This is a genomic window from Lichenibacterium dinghuense (genome assembly GCF_021730615.1).
Taxonomy (GTDB): Bacteria; Pseudomonadota; Alphaproteobacteria; order Rhizobiales; family Beijerinckiaceae; genus Lichenihabitans; species Lichenihabitans dinghuensis.
In genome coordinates, this window is the sequence record NZ_JAJLMN010000001.1 from 3,249,948 (window position 1) to 3,267,938 (window position 17,991).

The following is a 17,991-nucleotide window of genomic DNA, read 5'->3' on the forward strand; positions in this document are numbered from 1 at the left end:
GGCGCCGGCGGGCCGAGCGGACGGCCCGCCCGGCGGGACCGGGCCATCAGGCGCGCCTCAGGCGGCGGTGGCCGTGCCTCGGCCGGGCCGCGGCGGCGCGCCACCGGTGCGGGACGTCGCCCGCGAGGCCGGCGACCGGCCGCGCGGGCGCGAAAGTGCCGGACGGAGCCGACACGGCCTCGACCTCCGCGGGCGCCGGGGCGGGCGCGCCGACGGGGCCGCCCGCCTGCACGCCCGCCGAGGCCGTGTAGCCGCGCATGGCCGCGACCCCGGCGGCCCCGCCCCAGTCCTGCGCCCGGACGGCGGCGGGCGACGCCGCGGCGCAGGCCAGCGCGGCGGCGAGGATCGTTCGTCTCATGTCGTCTCTCACATGTCGGGGCGGATCGGCGCCGGGCCGCGGCGCGAGGTCCGGGGTCAGAAGATCGAGATCAGGAGGATGCCCACCACCATGATACCGGCGCCCGCCAGCCGCTCGCGGCCGGCCCGCACTTGGCGCATGCCGATCCAGCCGAAGTGGTCGAGCGCGATGGAGGTGAGCAGGTTGGCGGTGATCAGCAGGCCGTTGAAGGCGCCCGCGCCGACCTTGTCGACGAACAGCAGGCCGCCGAACACCGCGACCGCGCCAGCGAGGCCGGCGAGCGGCATCCACCAGCGCACCCGGGCGACGCCCTCGCGGTCCGGCAGCGGCGAGGGCCGCACCAGGAATACGAAGAGGAACACGAACACCACGGGGATGAACGACACGGTGGCGGCGAGCCACGGGTTGACCAGCGCGCCGCGCAGCTGCGCGTTCCACACGACGCCGATCGCCTGGAGCGCGCCCGCGACCAGGATGAACGGGTAGAGCAGCTTGCCGGCGAGCCCCTCGTCCTTCTCCTCGCCCTCGTCCTTCGCGCTGGTGCGCGCGATCAGCACGATGCCGCCCACCATCAGCAGGCCGCCGATCCAGGGCATGATCCTGAAGCCGGAGCCGTTGAGGCCGAACAGCCCGAAGGCGTCGAGCGCCAGCGAGGTGAGGATGTTGCCGGTGATGATCAGCCCGTTGAAGGGGCCGGCGCCGACCTTGTCCACGAAGGCGAGGCCGCCGAACACCGCGACCGCGCCCGCGACGCCGCCGAGCGGCGCGTACCAGGGCATCCTGCCGAGCGATTCCAGCGTGGGCAGCGGGGTCGGCAGGATGAGGAAGATGGTCGCGAAGACGAAGACGATGGGCAGGAACGACACCGTGGCGGCGAGCCAGGGGTTGACCAGCCGGCCGCGCAGCATCGCGTTCATGGAGTTGCCGAGCGCCTGGAGGGCGCCGGCCACGAGGATGAAGGGGTAGAGGAGTGTGGCGTTCACGTTGGGTCCTCGCGGCCTGATCGCGTCCGGATGCGGCCTGGGTTTGTGAGAATGGGGCGGATCAACCGACGAGGAACAGGCCGGCGAGGGCGAGGATGAGCGCGGGCGGCATCACGAGCACCCCGAGCTTCAGGAACTTGCCCGCGCCGACGCTGACGCCCTCGCGCTTCAGGGCCGTGAGCCACAGGATGGTGGCGAGCGAGCCCGTGACGGACAGGTTGGGGCCGATGTCCACGCCGATCAGGATGGCGCTGGTCACCCGGTCGGACACGTGGGCGCTCTGCACGGCGCTGCCGGCGATGAGGCCGGCCGGCAGGTTGTTCATGATGTTGCACACGAAGGCGATCAGCACGCCCGCGCCCCATCCCGCCTCGGTGGCGGAGGCCTGCGCGGCCTCGTGCAGCGCGTCGCTGATCATCTTGATCAGGCCCGTCTTGTCGAGCGCCTCGACCATGACGAAGAGGCCCGCCACCAGCGGCAGCACGGCCCAGGAGACGGACTTCACGGTGTTCCAGGGGTTGGACCGGGCGAGGATCAGCACGGCCGCGGCGGTGCCGACGCCGCAGATGGCCGTGGGCAGGCCGAGCTGGATGTCGAAGGCCGAGGAGACCAGCAGCGTGACGGCCGTGACCGCGATGCCGGCGCCGGCGAGCTTGCCGGTGCTCTTGAGCCCGGGCACCTCGACGTCCTGCTCGATCTTGTCGTCTCGCAGCGCCCCGCGCTGCGAGATCCGGAGCACAGCGTAGGTGGCCAGGATCGACAGCAGCGAGGGGAGCGCGAAGCGCGGCAGCCAGTGCAGCAGCGGGGGCATGTGGGCCCCGTAGATCACGAGGTTGGCCGGGTTCGAGATCGGCAGCACGAAGGAGGCCGCGTTGGCGATGAAGGCGCAGATGAACAGGTAGGGCAGCGGGTCCTTGGCCTTGGCGGTCTTCACCGCGGCGGCGACGGCCGGGGTCAGCACCACGGCGGCGGCGTCGTTCGACAGAAAGGTCGTGACCACCGTGCCGACGAGGTAGACCAGCAGGAACAGCCGCTGCGGCGAGCCCTTGGCGCGCTTGGTCGCCACGGCGGCCATCCAGTCGAACAGGCCCTCCTCGCGCGCGATCTCGCTGAGCAGCATCATGCCGGTCAGGAAGAGGTAGACGTCCGTGCCCTTGCCGACGCCCGCCAGAGCGTCCTTGATGGGCAGCAGGCCGGCGACGACGAGCACCACCGCGCCCGCGACCGCCCAGATGGCCTCCGGCCAGTCGAAGGGGCGCACGATGACGCCGGCCGTCGCCAGGGCGGCGATGCCCCAGGTCCACATCTGTATCTGCGTCACGAAGGAGATCCCGAAGGTGAGGGAGGGGTGGTCGGAGGCGCGCGGCTCAGGACTTCGCGGCGCCGTTGCGGTTGGGGCCGAGCTGCGTGCCGAAGATGCCGTTCTCCGGCCAGGCGCCCACGGAATCCGCGTCGCTGCCGCGCGCCGCGCGGTGCGGCGGCGCGAAGCCGGGGCCGGCCGCCCGGATCGCGTGCACGCCCGGCCGGCCGAGCGCGTCCACCGCGTGGACCTCGATCCCGACGAGGCGGTCGCCGGGCAGGTCGAGGTCGGCCGACCACAGGTCGCTCCCGTCCGCGCGGGCCATCTCGACCCACTCGCCGCCCTCGACCCGGCACGCGACGCGGCGCGTCGCCGAGGCGCCGAAGACCAGCGCCCGGACGGTGCAGCGCGCCCCGACGCGCTGGTCCTCCCCGCGGATCAGGCGGTGGTCGGCCGGGGCCGTGATCACCACGAAGGGGAAGCCGTCGTCGAGGGCGCGGAAGCGCCAGCTCACCACGCCGCCGTCGAGCGTCGCGATCGAGTAGCCGACGGGGCCCTCCTCGATCTGGCCGGTCGAGCGGGTCGCCGCGAAGATCGTGCGGCCGTCGTTGCTGAGCTCGTTGTAGTGGGTGTGCCCCATGTCGACGAGCGCGACGTCGTGGGCCGCGAGGAGGCGGTTCATCGCCTCGGTCTCGCCCTCGCCCTGGAGGTCGTCGGGGTAGGTGTGGGTGAAGACGAGGCTCGGCAGGCCTTGGCGCTCCGCGTCCCCGAGCTCGCGCGCGAGCCACGCGGCCTGGTCGGCGCCGAGGCGGAAGTCGGGGCCGCCGGTGCCCGGCCCGCTGATGTCGAGGAACAGGCAGCGGACGCCCCGCACCGTCAGGGCCTTCGGCAGCGGGTCGGCCCCGAGCCCGCGGTAGAAGTTGTCGAGCCCGCCCTGCTCCATGTCGTGGTCGCCGGGGATCACGTGCACCGGCACGCTGAGCATCTTCAGCGCGGTCGCGGCCAGCGCGTACTGGCCGGGCAGGCCGTTGTCGGCGTTGTCGCCGGGCAGCACGACGAAGTCGAGCGTGCGGGCGCATTCGATCTCGATCTGCGCCACGATGGCGAGGAGGTCGGTGAAGTTGCGCTGCCGGGCGTCCGTCAGGTGGAGGTCGCCGATGTGCGCGAAGGCGAGCACGCCGTCGTTCGAGGCTGCGGGCATGTCGGTGTCCTGGCTCATGCGAGGGCGCCCGACGCGGTCGCGCCGGGCTTGGTGGAATCGGGGGTGTCCGGGGCTCCGGCGCAGGCGGGCTTCACGATCCCCGCGAAGCCGACCCACAGGGCGATCGACAGGAGCGCGAAGCTGCCGAGCACGATGAAGGTCGTGCCGTAGCCGATCCCCTGCGCCATCCAGCCGCCGATGGCGGGGCTGAGCGAGGCGCCGAGGCCCTGCACGGTCATGACGGCGCCCTGGCCGACGTTGACGCGGCCCGTGCCGTCGAGGATACGGGCGACGAGGCCCGGCACGGCGACGCTCTGCAGCCCGGCGCCGATGCCGTCGAGGGCCTGCACGGGGTAGACCCCCCAGGCGTCGATCATGTGGGACGCGAGGAAGCCGCGGACCGGCAGCGCCGCGAAGGAGATCAGCAGCACGAGCCAGTAGCCCCGGCCTTCCGCGACCCGCATGGCGATGAGCGACACGACGATCATCACGGCCTGGGCCACCACGATGGTCTTGGCGACGAAGAGGGACGGGTCGCCCGCCTTGGCGGACACGACCGCGAGGCCGTAGAGGGGCAGCATGGCGCCGTTGCCGAGGTGGAAGCAGGCGAGCGCCGCGGCCAGCACGAGCAGCGGCTTCGATTCCAGCAGCACCTTGAAGCCGCTCGCCTGGCCGCCGTCCTTGCCGTCCTTCTCGAGGCCGCGCGCCGCCTCGTCGTCGATGGCGTCGGCGGGGATCATCAGGACCGAGGCGATCGAGGCGACGCCGAAGGCGGCGGCGAGCCAGAACACGGCCGTGAAGCCGAACTTCCAGCCGAGGAAGCCCGACAAGCCCGCCCCCACCATGTTGCCGGCGTGGTTGAAGGCCTGGTTGCGGCCGTTCTGCCGGTTGAAGCCGCGCTGGCGCACCATGCCGAGCGTGATGCCGGCGACCGCCGGGCCGATGGCGGCGCCCGCGATGGCGGTCGCGACCTGCGAGGTCGCGACAAGCCAGAACTGCTGGGACACGAGGAGCAGCATCGAGGCCAGCACGGTGCAGATGCCGGGCACGATGACGTAGAGCCGCTTGCGCGTCGTGGCGTCGACCAGAGCGCCGGCCGGGGCCGTCATCAGCATGCCGGCCACGCCGCCGATCGTCATCACCGAGCCGATGAGCCCGCTCTGCCATCCGTGGGCGAGCAGGAACACGCCGAGGAACGGGCCGATGCCGGCCTGCATGTCGGCCATGAAGAAGTTCAGGGATTGCAGCGGCCAGCGGCCCCGCACCGTCGTCGCATCCGTGTTCGAGGCCATGGCCGGAGTCCTGGTTAGGGTCGCGGGCGGCCGCCGGCCGCCCGCTCGGTCGTGAAAGGTCGACGCGCGTCAGGCCGCCTTGGCCTTGTTCTTGGACTTCTTCCACTTGTCGTCGGCGGGATCGCCGGCCTTTGTCTTCTTGATCTCGCCGTCGTGGGCGACGTGGTGCTCGTGGTGGGCGCCCTTCCCGTCCTTCGCCAGCACCTCGAAGTGCTTCGGCTTGCGGCGCGGCTCGCCCACGACCTCGTGCCCGAGGTCCTTCACGGCCTTGAGCGCGGCGGCGGGATCGGCCTCCTCGTGCTCGTCCTCGTGCCCGTCCGGCCCCTCGACCGCGATCGTCTCGCCGCCGCGCTCGAAGGTCGCGACCTTGAGCTCGGAGGGGGTCTGCCTGCCGGTCAGCTTGACCTTGTCGCCGACCTTGACGTCGGCCTTCTTCGCGCCCTTGGGCCCGAGGTCCGCCATGACCGAGCCCTCGGCGGTGCGGACCACGAAGCGGTGGGCGAAGACGTCCGAGATCTCGCCTTCGACGGTCGCGGCGGGCTCTTTGTGCGGCATGGGGATGGGTCCTCAGTCGTGTCGGCTCCCGAAGGCGGGAGCGGTCGTCCGCGCCTCCATCTGGGGCGCGGTCTGCCGGGGTGCGGGTCGCGTCCCGGAAGATCTCAGGGCGAGGGAGGGGGCGGGCCGTCGAGGGCGTGGGGGAGGACCGACACCGCCCGGATCACCGTCCCGTAGGCCGAGGTGCGGCCCTCGCCCTCGGCCACCACTGCGCTGCCGGGCCGGTAGGCGTCCGGCAGGGCGGAGGCGCCCCTGGGCGCGATGCGGATCGTCGTGCCGTCCGTCAGCAGGAGGCCGTTCACGTCGCCCTGCGCGCCGTGCAGCAGCAGGCGGACCCGCCCCTCGCGTCGCATGGGCGTGCCGGGCGCGGGGCCAGCGGCCTCTGTCCCGGCCGACGTCCCGCGGTCCGCGATCGATCGGCCGGTCTGGTCGTCCTCGATCGTCACGGCCCGGACGAGGGGGAGGGACGCGGCCTTGAGGCCGCGCACCGTCACGGTGTCGCCGGGGCGGATGGCCGCCGTCACCTGGGCGGACAGGTGGGGCGGCGTCTCGACTTCCGTCCCGTCGGCCAGCAGCACGCCGTCGACCTCCCCGCCCGGCGCGAGCGTGAAGCGCTCGACGCGCCCGCGGTAGGCGAGCAGGCCCGGGTGCGCCGGCCCGCGCGCGCCGACGACGTCCTGCGCCCGGACGGAGCCCGCGCCGAAGAGGACGAGCAGGGTGATCAGCTGGAGCGAGGGGCCGTGCATGAAGGGGTCCGGGGCGGTCCACGGGGGACCGGCCCCTCACTGCAGCCGCCGTGCCAGCCGGCGGGCCCTAAAAATCCCTCTGCGAAGGCGCGTCCGGGGGCGCGTCAGCTGTCGTCGTCGGGGACAGCCTCCGTCCGTCCGCCGGACAGCCCGAGCCCGTAGCGCTCGAGCTTGCTGTAGAGGTGCTGGCGGCGGATGTTGAGCATCCGGGCCGCCTCGGTGCGGTTGCCGGCGCTGCGGTCGAGCGCCCGGCGGATCAGGAACTCCTCCAGCCGGGCGATCGCGCTCGGCAGGTCCTCGTCGGGCCAGTCGAGGGCGGCGCCGGGCGCGGGCCGCGGTGGGAACAGGTCGAGGTCGGCCGCCGTCGCCGCCCGCCCCCGGACCAGGGCGGACAGGCGCTGGACGACGTTGCGCAGCTCCCGCACGTTGCCGGGCCAGGCATGGCCGACGATCGCCCCGGCGGCCCCCGCGTCGAGGGGCGGCCCGCCGACCTGCCGGAGGAAGTGCTCGGCGAGCGGCAGGATGTCGGCCGCGCGCTCGCGCAGGGGAGGGAGGTGCACCGGCACCACGGCGAGGCGGTAGTACAGGTCCTCGCGGAACGCGCCCTCCCGCACCCGCTCCCCGAGGTCGCGGTGGGTGGCCGCCACCACGCGCACGTCGACCGGCGCGGGCCGGCCGCCGACGGGGGTGACGACCCGCTCCTGGAGGGTGCGCAGGATCTTGGCCTGCATGGCCGGGTCCATGTCGCCGATCTCGTCGAGGAACAGCGTGCCGCCGTGGGCGTCCCGGAACGCGCCGGCCCGGTCCGCCGCCGCGCCCGTGAAGGCCCCGCGGGCGTGGCCGAACAGCTCGCTTTCCAAGAGGTCGCGCGGGATGGCGGCGCAGTTGACCGCCACGAAGGGGCCGCCGGAGCGGCGCCCGTGCCGGTGGATGGCGCGCGCCACCACCTCCTTGCCGGTGCCCGTCTCCCCCGTCACCAGCACGGTGTCGTCCCGGTCGGCGACGAGCCCGATCGTCTTCTGCACGGCCCGCATGGCGGCGCTCGACCCGACGAGGTCGTCCGCGACGGCCGGGGCGGGGGCGGCGTCCGCGTCCCGGTGGGCCAGCATGAGGTCGAGCGCGCGCCGGAGGTCGCTCGAAGCGATGGGCTTGGTGAGGTGGTCGACGGCGCCGAGCCGCATCGCCTCGATCGTGTTGGCGGCCGCCGCATGGGCGGTGAGGATCACCACGGGCGGCGGCGCCGGGCGGGCGCGGATGCGGCGCAGCACCTCCAGCCCGTCCATGCCCGGCATGCGCAGGTCGAGGATCACGGCGTCGATCCCGCCCTCGGCCGCGGCGGCGTCCCCTTCGCGGCCGGAGGCCGCCTCGCGGACGTCGTGGCCGAGGTCCCTCACGGCGTCGGCGAGCGCGTCCCGGAAGGCCTCGTCGTCGTCGACGATCAGGACGCGCGCCATGGGACCTCCAGTCTGAACGTCGTGACGCCGCCGTCCCGCCGGCATTCGACGCTGCCGTCGTGGGCGCGCGCGATCTCGCGCACGATGGAGAGGCCCAGCCCGGCCCGCTCCGGGTGCCCCGTCACGAAGGGCTCGAACAGCGTGTGCCGGATCTCGTCCGGCGGACCGGGCCCGTCGTCGGACACCGACAGCGCGAGCCGTTCCCCGTCCCGCTCCGCCCGGAGCGTGACGGGGCCGGGCCCGGCCGCCTCGACGGCGTTGGACAGCAGCCCGTCGAGCGCGCGGCGCATCTGGTCCCGGTCGAGCCGGGCGGCAGGCACGGCGCAGTCGACCCGCACCGCGGGCCCTCCGGGCCGCCGATGGGGCGCCGCGCAAGCGTCGAGGAAGGGCGCGAGATCGGTGTCGACCGGGTGCGGGCAGGACCGCTCTGTGACGGCCAGGAGGCGGCGCACGAGCAGGTCCAGCCGGTCGACCTGGGAGATGACGAGGTGGAGCGCCTTCGCCATCCGGCGCTCGTCGCCGCGCAGCGCCATCTCGGCCTTGAGGCGCATGGCCGCGATGGGGTTGCGGATTTCGTGGGTCACGCCCGCAGCGACCCGCCCCACAGCGGCGAGGCGCTCGGCCTCGGCGACCTGGCCCGACAGGGCGCGCATCTCCGCCCGCGAGCGCTCCAGGCGGACCCCAGCCTCGTTCATGGCGAGCACGATGCGGTCGAGCTCGCGCTCGCCCGTGGGGGCGAGGCGCGGGAGGTCGCCGGCGCCCGCCCCGGCGAAGGCCGCCTCGATCCCGGCGACGTGGCGGCGCCACGTCGCGAGCAGCATCGCCACCAGGAGGCAGGCCCCGGCCGTCGAGGCCGCGAGCACCCCGAGCCCCGCCATGAGCTGGACGTAGGCGCCCCCGGCGAAGCTGTGCACCCGCGTCATCGTCCAGGCCGCGAGCGCGGGGACGGGCCCGGCCAGCGGGCAGGACGCGATCACGAGGGTTTCGGCCGCCGCGTCGTAGCGGGCGACCTGCGGCCGATCCTCCGCGAGGGCCGCGCGCGCGGCGCCCCGGATGCGGGAGATCTCGGCGGCCGGCACGTCGGTCTTCGGCTCGCCGCCCTCGTAGGTCGGGTAGGCGTAGGCCAGCGCGCCGGCGTCCGCCTGCCACAGGCCGCCCTCGATCGCCGGCCGGTCGCCGAGCGCGGTGGCGACCACGGCCACGAGGTCGCGCCGCAGGGCGGCGTCCCCCACGTCCGGCGCCCCCCGGCTCCAGCCGGCCGTGTAGAAGCGGTAGGTCCGCGCGATGGCCCCGCAGGCCTGGCCCGCGACCGCGCTGGCCTGGCCGATCCGCGCCGCCGTCGACTGCTCGAACAGCGAGAACATCACGAACCCCGACGTGACGGCCGCGACCAGGAGCAGGCCGAGGACGGCGGTCAATCGCCAGAGCAGGGATCGTGGCACGCGGAGGTCCGGCGTCGCGGAAGGTTGGTCCCCCACCCTATACGGACCCGCGGGCGCCGTGTCTCGCGCGGGGATGGGCGCGCGCCGACGACGGGCATCGCGCCCGGCGCGGTTCAGGGCGCCTCAACCATCCGCCATCGTCCAAGCCTCGTACAGCGTGCCCGCGAGCGCTGCTGCCTGCTTCGCCGGAAGGCGCGCGAGGCCACTTCGGTGCCTGTCCCAGAGCCTCCGAAGATCTACATCGGCCTCGGCATGTCGCTCCTTCGCCGTTCTCGGATCGGAAGTGCGAAGGCTGGCCTGGACCGTCGCCCCGACCTTCCCAACAGCGACGCCAGCGCCCACGGGAAGCATCACAGTCTCGCCCCTGAGCTTGTTCACGACTTCAGGAGGGGTACGCTGCCGCAGGTTCCAAGCGTGAGACTTCGGATCTCGCCAGGGCTGGGCCATCTTCAACGCCATGTGTGAGCCCGCTGTGTGAGAGCGGGAACGCTGTAGGCCTCTGGAAAGACCTAACACATTGGGCGTCAAGGAGGACTGATGGTGCTGCCAGAGAGGATTGAACTCTCGACCTCTCCATTACCAATGGGACGGTTTGCGGTTTACCCCGGCTTTCCTGTGTCGTCCTGAGAGGGATTCAACATTGATTTCATGAGGGTTTTCGCTTACCAGCGATCCCGCAGAATGGCGGGTAAGCTCGGGAAAACCGGACGTTCCGCTTACTGGACGCTTACTGGCGGGGCAAGGGTATGCCGAAGCTGACGAAGAGGATCGTAGACGCAGCGCACGCCGAGGGGGGCAAGGACCTCTTTGTCTGGGACGCCGACGTGAAGGGCTTTGGCCTCAAGGTGACGGGCGCCGGGTCGAAGAGCTACGTCCTTCAGTACCGGACGCCCGAGGGCCGTCCGCGGCGTTTCAAAATCGGGGCGCATGGCTCCCCGTGGACGTGCGACGAAGCGCGGGGGAAGGCCGTCGAGATATTGCGCGGTCTGTCGGCGGGGGTCGACCCGTTGGAGGTCAAGACGGCGGCTCGCACGGCCGAGACGGTGGCCGACCTCGTCGAGTTATACCTCGCCGACGGCCCGGCGGATCGGCCGAACAAGAAAGCTCGCTCCTGGGAACTCGACCGCGGGAACCTGACCCGGCACGTTGTCCCGCTAATCGGCCGGAAGCCGATCAAGTTGCTGACCTCCGATGACGTGGCGAAGGTGCAAGCCGACATCGCGGCGGGTAAGACGGCGATCGACGAGAAGACGGGCAAGCATGGCCGCGCGCGGGTCACGGGGGGCAAGGGTACGGCCGCCCGCACCGTCGCGACAGTGTCCGCGATGCTATCCTTCGCGGTCCGTCGAAAGCTCATCCCAGCGAACCCCGCCCTTGGCGTTGTCAAGTTCACAGGGGCAAAGGTCGAACGGTTTCTCACCGAGCGCGAACTCGGCGCGCTGATGGATGGCCTGACGGCTCTTGAAGATGCTGGCGGGATCAATGCCGAGATGGCGGGGGCCATTCGCCTGCTGGCCCTCACGGCCTGCCGCAAGAGCGAAATCACAGGCCTGCGGTGGGATTGGATCGATTTCGACGCCGGATGCCTCCGGCTTCCCGACTCAAAGACTGGCGCGAAGGTGGTGCCGCTTGCCTCGGCAGCGCTGGAACTTCTTCACGAACTCGATTCACCGGATAGAACCTCGCCCTTCGTCTTGCCTTCGACGAAGACAGAGGGCCACATCGTCGGCTTGCAAAAGGCTTGGGTGGCGGTCAAGGAACACGCCACGGCTATGGCGCGGGACGCCGCCATCGCGTCGGGCAAGCCCGCAGGTCGCGCGCCGAACTTCACGGGCCTTCGCCTTCACGACTTGAGGCACTCATTCGCGAGTATAGCAGTTTCAAACGGCGTGCCGCTGTTTGTCGTGGGGAAGGTACTCGGGCACAAGCAGGCAAGCACGACGGAAATTTACGCGCACCTTCACGATGATCCATTGCGGACGGCCACAAACAGCACCGGGGCGCGGATCGCGGGCATGATGCGGCCTAGGCGGGCCAGAACTGCGGAGGAGCCGGCGTGACCGCCCTTCCCCCGAACTGGTCCGGCTTTTTCGCCACCGTTGAGGGCCGGGATTGCGAGTTCCCAGCAAGCCTGGATGCGGCAGGCAGGCCAACGTGGGAGGTCGGGCGCCCGCCTGCCGGGGCGGGGCAGAACCTCCGGCTACTTGCCGCGCTGTTGCGAGGGGCCGCGCCCTTACCGCCCGAGGTCCGCGCATGGCTCGCCGACCTCTTCGACGATCGCGCCGAGAGCGAGTTTCAGGTAAAGACGTTGTCGAGGCGCCGCCGCGGCGTGCCGGCCGTTGCAATTGGGAAGCACTGGCCTGCGGTGCATCATTTCCGCGACCTCATCGCAAGCGGTATGAGTCGAAAGCATGCGCTCGGCAAAACCAGCGACAAGTTCGAGATCGGCCGGAGCACGTTAGAGGGAGCCATCGCGGAGCTTGACAAGGCCGAGGCGGAAACTCGCGACGAGCCATGGAACGATCCTCATTAATTCCGCCTTTTGGCTGGACTCCTTCGCTCTGACAGGCGCCGGAATGTGTGAGAGATGGATGGTCATCCGGCGCCACGGCGGCGCCTTTCTCAGGATGACCGGCGATGACTACTCCCGAAACCCTCCTCCGCCGCGCCGCGGCGGGTGAGTATCTGAAAAGTCGGTACGGCGTCGGCAGCGCCGGCACCCTGGCGAAGCTCGCGTGCGTCGGCGGCGGCCCGCTATTCCGCAAGCTTGGCCGCTTTCCGGTCTACTTGCCCTCGGATCTCGACGATTGGGCGGCGGGTCGGACTTCGGTGAAAATTTCGAGCACGTCCGAACTGCATTGAATGCTGCGCGACGGATACGACGAGCCGAAATACTGATGATCGACCATCGTCGATAACCACACTGTCCTTACTTTCTTCTCTACGGTCCCGCTCTTATGTCACGCCAGCGCTGAGATACCGTATCACCAATGACTTCGATGCTGGTCAATATCGACAATTGAAGCGAAGACAACGTGCGCCTTCGCGCAAAAGGACAATCTATGACCGACGAACAATTTTCTGTCCTAAGTGAGTCCAAGCTTGCGGCGCTGCTTGCCGAACAAATTGAGGCCGCAGTGCGCGATGGGTCTGACGGGGTTGCTCTTGGTCCTACTGACGGTGCGCTCATCGCCAAAGCGCTACGTCTCTTTGCCACCGAAGGGCATACGATGTGAAGCAATCCCTCAAGGCGATCACCCTTAACTGCATAGAAAACGCTTATTCAGCTACAACACTGCAATGCCCCAGAAAGGAGTAGCTATGATGACTTTCAATATTCTCGCCACATCGCAAGCGGAGCCCTACGACGGCCTTTCCGACAGAAAATTCTTCAAAAAATTCCCCAACGCCACGCATCGCGCCCGACCCTGGCGGGCTCGGGACGAGTCGGACAAAGACGCTGCTGCCCGCATAGCGACCGAAGAGGGGTGGATCACCGTCGTCCGGCGGGATGGATTCCGGGCGCGGGTGCGAGAACACACATTCCCTCTCCTACCCTGGACTGTCCCGGAATTTGTAGTCCTTCAGCAACCGCGCAAGGGCGCCGGACTCGTCGTCGATTACGGTCCGATTGGATTCGGTGTGCGCGATTGGTCGTGAACTCGGCTTGAACCCCTTGCGCGGCCTTCGTGACCGCGCCCATGACCGCCCCCCCGGACCTTTTCTCATGATCCCCGCGCCCCCGCGCTCCGGCGTCCCTGGCCTCACCCCATCCGAAGTTCGCGTCGCCCTTCTCGGGAACCGCTGGGGCGTTCTCCCAATCGCGGAACATGACGACACGAAGAAGGGCGCCGGCAAGCGTCCCCTTCTGAAAGCGTGGGCCACCTATGCCGAGTTTGAGGCCGACCTCCCTACGCTCGTCGACGTGCATTCGTGGGAGCGGCAGTTTCAAAGCTATGGCGACCCGACCGCCAGCGGGACCGGCGTGCCATGCGGGACTGTGGTCGGGATCGACATCGACGTGCGCGACGCTGCCAAGGCCGGCGAAATCGCAGGTATTGCGCGTGAGGTATTCGGCGACACGCCGTTTGTTCGGCAGGGTGCGGCGCCGAAGCTCTTGCTCGTCTATCGTGCGGCAGAGCCGATCGCGGGTGGCCTGTATCCGCCGCTCGATGGTTTCGGCGGCGGCGTTGATGTCCTCGCCGACAAAAAGCAGTTTGTCGCCTTCGGCATCCACCCCGGCACGGGTCGGCGCTATGAATGGATCGGCAGGGAAAGCCCGCTGACGGCCGAGCCGCAGGCCGCGCCCGAGATCACGGGCGAACAGGTTGCGGCGTTCCTGAACCTCGTGAACGGGGTTGTCGCCCTTTCCATGAGCGGCGGCGCTGGACGGGGCCGCAAGGCGGGCGGGGGCGAGTCGGCCGAGATCGTTCGTGATGCCGAGGGCTACGTCGTCGACGGTCGCGAAGCCTACCTAACTCGCGAGATATGGGGCGCGGCGAACCGCCTCAATCAAAACGGCGCCGTCCTGACTGTCGAAGGCATCGCAGCCTTTGCGTGGGAGCGGTTCAGTGCGACGGCGCGCCTCGACGTAGAAGGCCGGGCCTGGACCCATGCCGACGCCATGGTGAAGGCACGCGGCACGCTGGACCGGATCACGCGAAGGATCATCTCGCTTCCCCCGAGGCTCGACGGCGTCGCCGCGACCTACCCGGTCGACGCGCTGCCGGTCGCCGAGGCCGAAGCCGAGGTCGCGCGGCACGTCGGCGAGTTTTTCACCTTGTGCGTCCCAACCCATCGAAATGCCCTGGCGCTCTTCCGGGCGGGTGCCGGTGGCCTACTCGCGCCCGAAAGCCAAGCCTGGGTTCTGAAGATTGAGACCGGCATTGGGAAGACTGAGCGGGCAATCGCTTCTGTCGCCGGTGCCGCGTGCGGGGGGCTCAACATCGGGTATGCCGTCCCGACGGTGAGGCTGGGCGAGGAAGTCGCGGTGCGCTTCACGAAGCTCGGCGTCGATGCTCGCGTCTACCGCGGACGTGACCAGCCCGACCCCGAGCGCCCCGGCGACGCCATTTGTCTGAATCCGATTGCCGTCCGCGATGCCCGCGAGGCCGGCGCCCGGAACGTGATGGAGGCCGTTTGCGAGGTCCGCGCGAGGTCGGGGCGACCCGCGACCGTTTGCCCCCGGCACGCCGAATGCGGCTACATGCGCCAGCGTGCGGCTCGCCCTGTCGTGTGGATCGTTCCCCAGGCCCTGCTTTTCCGCGGCAAGCCGGGTGCCCTTGGCTCCCTCGACGCGCTCGTGATCGACGAGAGTTTCATCAACGGGGCGCTTCCCGCGAATCCGGCGACCCTGACCCTCGACCTGATCGAACATGCTGCCCTGCCCGACGATCCCGCTTCGGCCGACACCCTCGACAGGGCGCGCGTGCTACTCGTGGGGGCTCTTCGTTCCTCTCTCGACGGCCCGGTGACGCGGCAGGCCCTCAACGATCACGGTATCACGGCCGCCGTCGCCCGCGCGGCCCGTGAGGCCGAAAGCCTGCGATGGGTTGACCCCGGCATCACCCCGGCCACCGATCCCTGCGACCGCGCGCGGCGTGCCGCCGAAGCCGGCGCTGTCAATCGCGAGGTCAAGGCGATGGCGGGTTTGTGGGCCGAGGTTGAGCGGTTCCTCGAATTGAACCACGTCGCGAGCGGTCGCCTGACCCTGAGCCGAGCCGATGAGAACGGGGCGAGGACTATCGAGCGCCGATCGCTTCGACCCGTGCATGACACCTGGCGCTGCCCGACGCTGATCTTGGACGCCACCGCGCCGACCGCTGAGCTTCTGTCGCTCGCGCTCGGGATGCCTGTCGAAATGAAGGCCAGCGTTTCCGCTCGGTGGCCGGCGTTCGGCGAGGTTCGGCAGATCGTCGAGGCGCCCGTGAGCGCGACAAAGCTCGGCCTCACGGCCAAGCCTGGGAACGTCGAAGTCTATAACGATCTTATCAGGATCATAAGCCTTCGTGCCCGGCTTGCGTGGCCGCTGACCGTGGCCGTGGTCGCTCAAAAGAGCGCCATCGAACGATTGCGGGCCATGGGCCTGCCCGAGAACGTCACGACCGCGAGCTTCGGGGCTCTGGCGGGGCTCGACAGTATGCGGGCCGTGCGGGGCCTCATCGTCATCGGCCGCCCGTCGCCGAGCTTGTTCGCGATGGAGGGGAATGCCGCGGTTTTCACGGGTGAGCCGATCCCGAGCGCGCCTGTCGAGCCGGGAAAAACGCGATGGTTCGACAAGGTGCCCGGCGGCATCCGTCTCGCCGACGGACGCGCTTGGGGCATCCCGTGCGATCGCCACGCCGACCCGATCGCTGAGGCCCTTCGCTGGCAGGTTTGCGAGGCTCAGTTGATCCAGGCCGTGGGGCGGCTCCGCCCGCTCAGGCGTAACGCTCTCTCGCCATTCTTCCTCGACATCATCGGCGACGTGGTTGTTCCCGTCACGGTGGATCGCGTCGAGCGGTGGGACGATGCTCGCCTCGGGCCGTGGTCCGACATGGCCGCTCGCGGCGTGATGCTCGACAAGGCCGGGGACGCGGCCATCGCCTATCCCGACCTTGCCGCGACCCGGAAGGCCGCCCGCGTGCTGACTGCTGCCGTGACGGTGGCCCCCACGTCTATAGAAGAATCCTATATAGACCTGAGGGCCACCGTCAGCGCCGTGACCTACAAGCGGGCGGGTCGCTTCCCAGTGACCGATGCGTTCACCCTCCCTGGCGGCCCTCGCGAGCCTGCGGCCGTGCGGGAATGGCTTGAGGCAAATGTCGGCCCGATGGAGAGCGTCGAGGTTCCGGCGAGGGCCTTGGATCGGCTGAAGCTGGCGGGGGTCGTGAGGTCTATGGACGGCGATGCGCCGGGAGACGTGTGGGAGCGGGTCGAAGCTCGGCTCGGGCGGACTGCTACCGCGATGGAGCGCAACGCGGTCAAATCCGCTGTGATGCGTGAAGGCGATGCGAGGTTCGTCGAGCGCAAGCGTTGGGATGATATCGAGGGCGCTGACATGCTCTTGCCGGCTGACTGCGGCGTCGAGGGGGAGGATGGCGAGCCAATCGGGCCTGGGGGGTGGAGGAGGCATCGAGCGGCATGACCGGGTGTGGCGGGAGCGAGTGCAACCATTCCGTGCCCTACCCCCTTGCGCTCGGGTCCCTCTGCACTATACAACTGTGGGTGACGTGCTACCTCGACCTGACCGCAGGTGACGCTTTTGAAGCTTTGTATTTTGACTCCGCAAAGGCACGTCCTCCTCTGCTAACATACGAAGTCGAAGTAAAACCTGAGGTCAAAGGCCGAGGTATCGCGCCATAGTGGCTCCTCTGGCCTAAGCCGATTGTTGTCTAGCGACCCACTGCGTGTGTTCACGTGAGAACGCCTGTTCCGCTTCATTTATGAAAGTTGAGAATTCCGGCTCGGTGGAGATTTCTTTGACCCTTCCTTGAATTATCCCGATTTCATGAGCAGTAAGAGTGTAGCTCGACGCTAGTTCGTTGAACTTTTTTACCTGCGTCCAGCCAATTATGGATGACGCAATCACAATGACAGGTTCAATCGGCCATAGCTTGAACTCCGGATAAACAATTCGCCCGATTGTCAACCCGATAGCAAAGAGATATGCAATAACTGAGGCGAAGACCCAAATTCGGCTAGCCCGCTTGTTGCGGCTGGCTTTTCGAGCATACCACGTCCTTTGATTCCGGATTCTATGTTCCTCGTAGAAGGCTTTTCTGCTACTTAGGTCGAGTGCTCTCGTTTCCTCCATGCTAACTGTTATTTGGTCATTTGCTGCGGTGTCTGGTGGTAGACGCTCACCAATATGCCGGTTCGCCTCAAGAATGGCGAGTAGATGGTTCCGGAACTCGGAACGGCGGATCGAGAGCTTGTCAGCGTCGCCGAATGGCTCCGCGCGCATACAATACCTCCAACAAGATGTCTTGATGGACTCTGCCAAGGCTCTACCCTTGTACCAGTCCTGCTCAGGCTTTCGCCAATTTCTAACGATTGATATTCCCAGCGACAGTACAAAAATGAAGGCGTAGAACGCGAAATATATTGGCTTATCACTAAAATCCATTGATAGAAAAGCAGACACAAGCAGAAGGACATATTCACCCCTGATGAGATTGAGGTAATAGGATTGCGACTCCGCAGATAAGTCACTTGCTGTGTCGTATAGAGCAGGAAATTCTAATTCCTTAGAAGTTACGTTATTCATTACGGCACCAGACGACGGATAGCAGAGACAATCGAACTAGAGTTCCAAGCGACCATTTCATCGGCGGTATCGATCACGATCTGCGGAGTGCGCTTCTCTCCCCAGCGACGAATTCCTAAGATCGGCTTGCCAACTGTTTTTGCATAATCCATCTCGTATTGGATCCAATCACTATGATTGACATACATCCCGGATACAATAATTACGCACTGGACGGGTCGAATCTGCCGCTGCATTTGTTCTCCAAGTTGAGCAGAGTTCATTCCCTCGAATGCCTTGTCCTCTGGAACAGAGTAGTTCGTCCATTGAAAGTTACTTGCCTCATTGAGAAAGCGAGTTGCCCGCAGATACCGGTCGCTATATTTCCAGGCATGACTGATAAAGAGACGATAGTTATGCAGGTAAGGCATAC

At 68.5% G+C, this 17,991-nt stretch carries 17 protein-coding genes; 5 read left to right on the top strand and 12 right to left on the bottom strand.

Annotated features, from left to right (window positions below):
* Positions 1 to 46: 46 nt before the first annotated feature.
* The 10 genes from L7N97_RS15510 to L7N97_RS30560 form a co-directional block, all read right to left on the bottom strand.
* Positions 47 to 358 (bottom strand): hypothetical protein, encoded by a 312-nt coding sequence (locus L7N97_RS15510; RefSeq protein ID WP_237479219.1) that lies wholly within the window; start codon positions 356 to 358, stop codon positions 47 to 49.
* A 56-nt stretch (positions 359 to 414) separates the two neighbouring features.
* Complete coding sequence (locus tag L7N97_RS15515) at positions 415 to 1,341, bottom strand: DMT family transporter (RefSeq protein ID WP_237479220.1); 927 nt, start codon at positions 1,339 to 1,341, stop codon at positions 415 to 417.
* A gap of 61 nt (positions 1,342 to 1,402) precedes the next feature.
* The gene (locus tag L7N97_RS15520; protein ID WP_237482263.1) at positions 1,403 to 2,647 is read right to left on the bottom strand and encodes an arsenic transporter; all 1,245 of its coding nucleotides are present in this window, start codon (positions 2,645 to 2,647) and stop codon (positions 1,403 to 1,405) included.
* A 61-nt stretch (positions 2,648 to 2,708) separates the two neighbouring features.
* Positions 2,709 to 3,860 carry a metallophosphoesterase gene (locus L7N97_RS15525; RefSeq protein WP_237479221.1) on the bottom strand — a complete coding sequence of 384 codons (1,152 nt, stop codon included), beginning with the start codon at positions 3,858 to 3,860 and terminating at the stop codon, positions 2,709 to 2,711.
* Positions 3,857 to 5,134 carry an MFS transporter gene (locus L7N97_RS15530; RefSeq protein ID WP_237479222.1) on the bottom strand — a complete coding sequence of 426 codons (1,278 nt, stop codon included), beginning with the start codon at positions 5,132 to 5,134 and terminating at the stop codon, positions 3,857 to 3,859. Before L7N97_RS15530 ends, L7N97_RS15525 begins: the two co-directional genes overlap by 4 nt.
* A 69-nt stretch (positions 5,135 to 5,203) precedes the next feature.
* Complete coding sequence (locus L7N97_RS15535; protein ID WP_237479223.1) at positions 5,204 to 5,689, bottom strand: hypothetical protein; 486 nt, start codon at positions 5,687 to 5,689, stop codon at positions 5,204 to 5,206.
* 104 nt (positions 5,690 to 5,793) lie between these two features.
* Positions 5,794 to 6,435 (bottom strand): hypothetical protein, encoded by a 642-nt coding sequence (locus tag L7N97_RS15540; RefSeq protein WP_237479224.1) that lies wholly within the window; start codon positions 6,433 to 6,435, stop codon positions 5,794 to 5,796.
* 104 nt (positions 6,436 to 6,539) lie between these two features.
* Positions 6,540 to 7,889: a sigma-54-dependent transcriptional regulator gene (locus tag L7N97_RS15545; protein WP_237479225.1), complete on the bottom strand. Its 1,350-nt coding sequence runs from the start codon at positions 7,887 to 7,889 to the stop codon at positions 6,540 to 6,542.
* The gene (locus tag L7N97_RS15550; RefSeq protein ID WP_237479226.1) at positions 7,874 to 9,331 is read right to left on the bottom strand and encodes a sensor histidine kinase; all 1,458 of its coding nucleotides are present in this window, start codon (positions 9,329 to 9,331) and stop codon (positions 7,874 to 7,876) included. Before L7N97_RS15550 ends, L7N97_RS15545 begins: the two co-directional genes overlap by 16 nt.
* A gap of 123 nt (positions 9,332 to 9,454) precedes the next feature.
* A complete protein-coding gene (locus tag L7N97_RS30560; protein WP_428980997.1) occupies positions 9,455 to 9,790 on the bottom strand; it encodes a DUF6538 domain-containing protein in 336 nt (111 codons plus the stop codon).
* A gap of 287 nt (positions 9,791 to 10,077) precedes the next feature.
* Between L7N97_RS30560 and L7N97_RS15555 the strand changes: the two genes are divergently transcribed.
* The 5 genes from L7N97_RS15555 to L7N97_RS15575 all read left to right on the top strand — a co-directional run bounded on the left by L7N97_RS15555 (position 10,078) and on the right by L7N97_RS15575 (position 16,457).
* Entirely contained in the window at positions 10,078 to 11,391 is a 1,314-nt protein-coding gene (locus L7N97_RS15555; RefSeq protein ID WP_237479227.1) for a tyrosine-type recombinase/integrase, read from the top strand.
* Positions 11,388 to 11,864 (top strand): hypothetical protein, encoded by a 477-nt coding sequence (locus tag L7N97_RS15560; RefSeq protein WP_237479228.1) that lies wholly within the window; start codon positions 11,388 to 11,390, stop codon positions 11,862 to 11,864. Before L7N97_RS15555 ends, L7N97_RS15560 begins: the two co-directional genes overlap by 4 nt.
* 104 nt (positions 11,865 to 11,968) lie before the next feature.
* Positions 11,969 to 12,193: a hypothetical protein gene (locus L7N97_RS15565; RefSeq protein WP_237479229.1), complete on the top strand. Its 225-nt coding sequence runs from the start codon at positions 11,969 to 11,971 to the stop codon at positions 12,191 to 12,193.
* Positions 12,194 to 12,393: 200 nt separating this feature from the next.
* Positions 12,394 to 12,567 carry a hypothetical protein gene (locus L7N97_RS15570; RefSeq protein ID WP_237479230.1) on the top strand — a complete coding sequence of 58 codons (174 nt, stop codon included), beginning with the start codon at positions 12,394 to 12,396 and terminating at the stop codon, positions 12,565 to 12,567.
* 491 nt (positions 12,568 to 13,058) lie between these two features.
* The gene (locus L7N97_RS15575; RefSeq protein ID WP_237479231.1) at positions 13,059 to 16,457 is read left to right on the top strand and encodes a bifunctional DNA primase/polymerase; all 3,399 of its coding nucleotides are present in this window, start codon (positions 13,059 to 13,061) and stop codon (positions 16,455 to 16,457) included.
* A 231-nt stretch (positions 16,458 to 16,688) separates the two neighbouring features.
* Here the strand turns inward: L7N97_RS15575 and L7N97_RS15580 are convergent, their stop codons facing one another.
* Positions 16,689 to 17,579: a DUF4231 domain-containing protein gene (locus tag L7N97_RS15580; RefSeq protein WP_237479232.1), complete on the bottom strand. Its 891-nt coding sequence runs from the start codon at positions 17,577 to 17,579 to the stop codon at positions 16,689 to 16,691.
* The gene (locus L7N97_RS15585) at positions 17,579 to 17,989 is read right to left on the bottom strand and encodes a TIR domain-containing protein (RefSeq protein ID WP_237479233.1); all 411 of its coding nucleotides are present in this window, start codon (positions 17,987 to 17,989) and stop codon (positions 17,579 to 17,581) included. Before L7N97_RS15585 ends, L7N97_RS15580 begins: the two co-directional genes overlap by 1 nt.
* Positions 17,990 to 17,991 lie beyond the last annotated feature (2 nt).